Annotated in this window: 5 protein-coding genes and 1 pseudogene; 3 read left to right on the top strand and 3 right to left on the bottom strand. The window is 32.7% G+C overall.

Annotation, left to right across the window (positions count from 1 at the left end):
- Positions 1-92: 92 nt before the first annotated feature.
- The 3 genes and pseudogenes from epsC to DES33_RS09280 all read left to right on the top strand — a co-directional run.
- Positions 93-461 (top strand): annotated as a pseudogene (gene epsC, locus DES33_RS09290) (serine O-acetyltransferase EpsC); the annotation flags it as partial.
- Between the two features lie 93 nt (positions 462-554).
- Entirely contained in the window at positions 555-1,556 is a 1,002-nt protein-coding gene (locus DES33_RS09285) for a hypothetical protein (RefSeq protein ID WP_110058807.1), read from the top strand.
- A gap of 141 nt (positions 1,557-1,697) precedes the next feature.
- A complete protein-coding gene (locus DES33_RS09280) occupies positions 1,698-2,789 on the top strand; it encodes a glycerol dehydrogenase (protein WP_110058806.1) in 1,092 nt (363 codons plus the stop codon).
- 66 nt (positions 2,790-2,855) lie between these two features.
- On the opposite strand, the gene DES33_RS09275 is transcribed toward DES33_RS09280, so the two are convergent.
- The 3 genes from DES33_RS09275 to DES33_RS09265 all read right to left on the bottom strand — a co-directional run bounded on the left by DES33_RS09275 (position 2,856) and on the right by DES33_RS09265 (position 5,991).
- Positions 2,856-4,430, bottom strand: coding sequence for an antibiotic ABC transporter permease (locus tag DES33_RS09275; protein ID WP_110058805.1), 1,575 nt, complete (start codon positions 4,428-4,430; stop codon positions 2,856-2,858).
- On the bottom strand, positions 4,417-5,157 hold the full coding sequence (locus DES33_RS09270; protein WP_110058804.1) for an ABC transporter ATP-binding protein: 741 nt from the start codon (positions 5,155-5,157) through the stop codon (positions 4,417-4,419). The genes DES33_RS09275 and DES33_RS09270 overlap by 14 nt, the downstream gene beginning before the upstream one ends.
- A 294-nt stretch (positions 5,158-5,451) precedes the next feature.
- Positions 5,452-5,991 carry a DUF3783 domain-containing protein gene (locus tag DES33_RS09265; RefSeq protein WP_110058803.1) on the bottom strand — a complete coding sequence of 180 codons (540 nt, stop codon included), beginning with the start codon at positions 5,989-5,991 and terminating at the stop codon, positions 5,452-5,454.
- Between the last annotated feature and the right edge of the window lie 99 nt (positions 5,992-6,090).

Raw genomic sequence — 6,090 nt, 5'->3', positions numbered from 1 at the left:
AAATATTCTAGTACTAATTTTATTTTAAATTCTTTTGTGTATTTTGGCATACAAAAACCCCTCCATCCGTATTCCGGATTTTGGGGTTCAGGTTACTTGCGAGATTTTTCTCACAAAGAGCGAGACGTAAAACTGGAATTGAAATTCATCCAGGTGCAACTATCGGAAAGAATCTATTCATAGATCATGCGATGGCAGTTGTAATTGGAGAGACTGCGATTGTAGGAGATAATTGTCACTTTTATCATAACGTAACGCTTGGTGGTACTGGCAACGAAAAGGAACACCAACGTCATCCAATCGTAGGTGATAATGTTGTAATTGGAACTGGAGCGACTGTTTTGGGACCGATTAAAATTGGAGATCGTGCGAAAATCGGTGCAGGAGCAGTTGTTTTAAGTGATGTTCCAAGTGATTGCACTGCAGTTGGAATGCCTGCAAAAATAATAAGACACTATTAATATGAATACAAATCTCTTTGGTAAATTTATTTGCTGAGGAGATTTTTTTTGTTTTGTGATAGAATGGATGTATAAGCAAGCAGGAGGAATTTTATGAAAAAGAAAATATTTGCAATTGTAATGATGCTTTTAATGTTGTGCTCATGTAGCATTGGAAAAAGAGAAGTGTATTTGTATGGAGAAGATCACGATATAAAACCTATTTATAATGAAGAGTTAAACATTTTGAGAGATTACTACAAAAAAGGTGGCAGGAATTATTTTTTGGAGGATTCTCATTATGTTGCACAATATCTTAATTTGTGGATGAAATCAGATAATGATGAGTATTTGAACAAAATGTATGATGTTATTAAAAAATACGGAAACTATGATTATGATTACGATATCGAATATTTCAAGACAATAAAAAAAGAAATGAATGATATTAAATTCTACGGTGTAGATGTGGGACATTCATACGATATTATAGGCAAGGATTATCTTAAATTAGCAAAAGAAAAAGGCGATAAAAAAGATATTGAACTTACTGAGAAGGCTATAGAACAAGGTAAGAATTTCTATGACAAGGAAAAAGTTGATGACTTAAAAGCCAGTGAGTACAGAGACAAAATGATGGCAGAAAACTTTATGAATACATATAACAGGACAAAAGGAGATGTTATTGGATTTTTTGGATTGGCACATATAGATGGAATAGGTTATGTTAACGATAATATGACGAAAATTATCCAAGATAAAATTAAAAATCTTCACACAGTTAATTTGTTGAAAAGTAAAAATCTCAAACCAATCTCAACAGAAAAAATCACATACAATGGAAGAGAATTTGAAGCAGATTATTATGGAATTATAAGCCACAAGTACTCCACATATCCTCACGAAAAATTATACCGAATTAAAGATGCGGAATATTTCAAAGATTTTACGACAATAGGTTACAATCAATCATTTCCGTATAATTTCAGCTTTGAAAAAGGAGACATCATATTAACTAGACAATACAACGATAAAGATCAAGAAGATGTAGTTGTAAGAGTTAGAAGTGATGGAACAGAAAAACTTTTCTTAGTAGACTACATTCAACCAAAATAATTAAAAAATAAACAGCAATGAACGAAAAAAGTTTGTTGCTGTTTTTGTTTTATCTATTTGGGTATAAATATTTTAGAGGTTATTTGGACATAAATGTTAAATAAATAACCTTGTTTATCAAAATTACGAAAGGAGAATTAAATGTTAAAATTAATTAGAACACCTCAAAAATATGTTCAAGGCAAAGACGCTTTGAATGAATTTGGGAAATACGCAAAAGATTATGGAAACAGGTTTTTGTTCGTATCTTCAAAAAGAGGATTGAACGATTGTAAGGAAAAAATCGAAAAGAGTTTTGAAGGAACTGATGCTTTCAGAAAATATGAAATTTTCTCCGGAATTTCTTCTAATGGAGAAATAGATAGAATGAGAAAAATCGTCGTCGATGAAAAAATCGATGCAGTGGTTGGAATCGGTGGAGGATCTGCTATTGATACTGCAAAGGCTACGGCATTTTATGAAAATAAACCAGTTTTGGTAGTTCCTACAGTTGTAGCGACTGATGCTCCATGTACTGGACTTTCAGTTATTTACAATGATGATCACACATTTGACAGATATATTTTCTATCCAGATAATCCTAACATGGTAATTGTGGATACGACAATAATTGCCAACGCTCCTGTGAGATTTTTGGTTGCAGGAATGGGCGATGCTTTGGGAACTTACTACGAAGCAAGAAGTTGCAAAAAAGTTGATGCACCTTCACTTGAAAATGGTGGAATTAGTGAATCAGCGATGGCACTTTGCAAATTGTGCAATGAAATTTTGTTTGAACATGGAGAAATTGCCAAGAAATCTGTGGATAATCATTTGTTGAATGAATCTGTAGAAAAAGTTATTGAAGCAGCAACTTATCTAAGTGGTGTTGGTGCTGATAATGGTGGACTTGCAGCAGCACACTCTATCTATAACGGATTTACTGAAATAGAAGGAGTATCTGCAATGCACGGAGAAATCGTAGCTTTCGGTACGATTGTACAATTGTTGATGGAATCAGCTCCAAAAGATGAATTGATGAAGGTAATGGATTTCTGCTACAAAGTTGGACTTCCAATCACTTTGAAAGATATGAATATAAAAGCTGAAAATATAATGGTAGGTTGTGAAAAAGCCTGTGTTGAAGGAGAAACTATTCACAACGTAGTTGGAGAAATCACTCCGGAAAAATTAAGAGATTTCGTATTGACAGCTGATGTATTGGGAACAAGATACTACGAAGAGCACAAATAAATTTACGCATTAATAGCATATTAAAAAATCATCCTAAGTTTATTGACTAGGATGATTTTTGTGTGTCTATTTTATTTTTCTCCAAAAACCGATTTGATTGTAAAGTTCAATTCCTATTACTATTAATGCCCATGGAATTAATATTCCCATGAGAATCCATTTAATTGGGGCTGATTGAATGCTAAACATTACAATTGAGAATATTGCTATCGTCAAAAATGAAAGTCCCATCATTTTAATAACGTAGGCGAATTTGGATTGTCTGTTCATTATATCTGAAATGCTCGACCAATTTACGTACTTGTGTTTATAATCTCCTGCGACTTTGAATCTACAAAATACGAATATAGATATTAAATTCAACACAATTGCAACGATTACGAAATAGATTTTTACTCTGAAGAATAAGGAACATCCTAATATTGCAAGTGCAGATAATGCTCCCATAATTAGAGCTGAGAATTTTACTTTTTCGTTCAAATAAGTTTTCTTATTCATTGGTAGACTCATCAAATAATCGTGATTTTGTCCGTCCAATGAAACTATTATCGATTGTAGGTTCATAGGAAATAGTCCAATGAACACACTGTACATAAATGAAATGCTGAGTGCAACAGCAAGTGATTGCAAATCGGAAATATTTGTACCGAGGTCACTTCTCATATTTGACAAGTTTGCAAATGTCATTATTATTGGGAACATCACTGGGAATAAAATGCACGATGTGATAGTTGTAGCATCACTCAAAAGCATTTTGTTGTATTTGAACATTTCCTTGCCGATATTGCTTGGTTCTTTGTCAACTTTAGTTCTTCTGACAGAATTTTTTCTGTTTTGAATATCGCTCATGTGTTCGTACAAGTTCTTCGATGCAAATTCTAGAATCGCTTTTCCTAAAATCACTTCAACAACTGCCAATACAGCTATGAAAATAATCGCCGATAATGGATTGTGAAGTAATCCTGAAATAGGGCCAAGTCCTGTAGTGTTTTTCATGATGTTTGAATTTTGAATAAAAATTACAAATACTATGGCAACGACTTGAATGAAAATATTAAGTCCAACCATTATTTGCGTGTTGAATTTGTACAATGCAGATGTTCTCACCAAAAGCTCCGCAACGACAATATTCAAAATTATTGTAAAAGCGAATAAAACTACGAAATTCAAAATTCCGAACAAAATTGCCAAGAATATATTGAATTTGAAATCAATGAAAAACTTTATCGACAACAACAAAATTGGACTTAAAACTGTCAACGAACTCAACATTGTCAAGAAAGTCTTGGATATGAACATTTCCTTCTGGCTAATCGGGAAATACGACATCTTCAACGAATCCTTGTTTTCATAAAAAAGATTGAATACGCTGATGAAGTTTTGCAAAGTTCCCAAAATTACCAAGTAAAACACGAACAAATCAAACATCTTAGGTGCCTTGCTATAATCAAACACAAATCCGAACATAATTCCGTAAATTACTAGCATCATCACAGCGGACATTATATATTGCCTGATAATTTTCTTGTAAATACTTTTATTCTCAGCAGGCTTGGTCTTCTGTCTGATTTGACCTGTGAGCATAGGATTTATATTCAATAAGTCGATTTTCATCAATTCTTTTAATTTAGTTTTGTTCATTTGGAACCTCATCGTGTGATTTTATCATTTCAAGATAAATTTCTTCCAAAGATTTATCCGGATGTAAATCTTTTAGTTCTTGAACCGTACCTAAGAATATAAGTTTTCCTTTTTGCAAAATTCCAATTCTGTCGCAAAGTTTTTCTGCAATTTCCAAAATATGAGTTGAGAACAAAACAGTATTTCCTTTGTTGGCGTGTTCTCTCATCATTTCCTTCAAATTGTACGAGCTTTGTGGGTCAAGTCCAGTCAACGGTTCGTCCAATACCCACACATCTGGATCAGATAACAGAGCGGCTATTACGAAAACTTTTTGTCTCATACCATGTGAAAAAGATTCGATAGGTTGGAAGAATTCTGTCAAATCAAATTTTTCGGAAAGCATCTTGCAAGTAGCGTTGAATTTGTTTTCTTCAACTTCATAAATCGTTCCTACAAATCTCCAAAATTCGTAAGGAGTCATCTTCAAAAACATATCTGGACTGTCAGATACATATCCGATTTTTTTCTTAGCTTCCATTGGATTATCTTTTACATCAATATCGTCAACTTTGATAGTCCCTTCTTCAGGTTTTATAACACCAACTAAGGATTTTATCGTAGTTGATTTACCAGCTCCGTTATGTCCAATAAGACCGAAGATTTCGCCGCTATTAATTGTGAGATCCAGATTGTCCAAAGCGATTTTTTTGTCATATTTTTTTGTCACATTCTCAAAAGTAATCATAAATACCTCCTCTTGTATCATACTGTATCATAATCGTAGCACACTTGTGATATCGTGTCAAATAAAAAAAGAATTAGCTATTGCTAATTCTAATATGTAAGCAAACCCTCATACACGAATATCTGGACTACAAAAATTGTTGATTTCTAAATCTCAAAATCCTAAAATCGAAAACTCACTTACGTTCAAACAGTTCGATTTTTACGGATTTTTTCGAATTGAAATCAAAGCAATTTTCTCCGTATGATATTCTTAGCATGAGGGTTTATTACTTTGACTATGAGTTAAATAAATCTAGCCAATTCTTTCTATAACTGATTTTAAATGGTTGAACCTTCTGATAAGTTCATCCTTTTCAAATTCTTTTGGTTGCATATATTCAGTGACTTCGTTGATAGTTTCATAAAGTTCATCATTGTCATTTTCTTTGTACAATTGAATAGCTTGTGATCTAAGAGCTGCAAGCTCCTTGTAAATAGTCATCACCTCGTGTTCTTCCTTGTTTTCCAAAAGAAGTTGTTTAAGTGGCCAATTGATATTGTGCTCTGTTGTCACACATTTGTTTGGAATATAAATATTCTCACGTTGCATATCTTTCAAAAATCTATTCAAAATTTGGTTGTTGAATTTATTGATCATTAGAAAATTAATATCAACACCTTCTTTAGCACACTCAATTTTGTCGCCGTCTTCTTCTTTTAAAAGCACAGATATTTTAGTGCACAAATCAGAATCATCGCATTCGATTATTTCAAAATCGTGCTTCTCAGATTCAATCTTCAAAAATTCTTTAATATTTTCAGGCATATTGTAAATTAAAATCGATCTAGCCATAAAACCTCCTCGTATAATGTAGTTGTAGTAATAAATACTACTTTTTATTCTTAATCCCACTTTCTTATGGGATAATAATTGTATAGATAGAGGTCGTAG

The sequence above is a fragment of the Finegoldia magna genome (assembly GCF_003182075.1).
GTDB lineage: Bacteria > Bacillota > Clostridia > Tissierellales > Peptoniphilaceae > Finegoldia > Finegoldia magna.
This window is presented reverse-complemented; position numbering and strand designations above follow the sequence as displayed.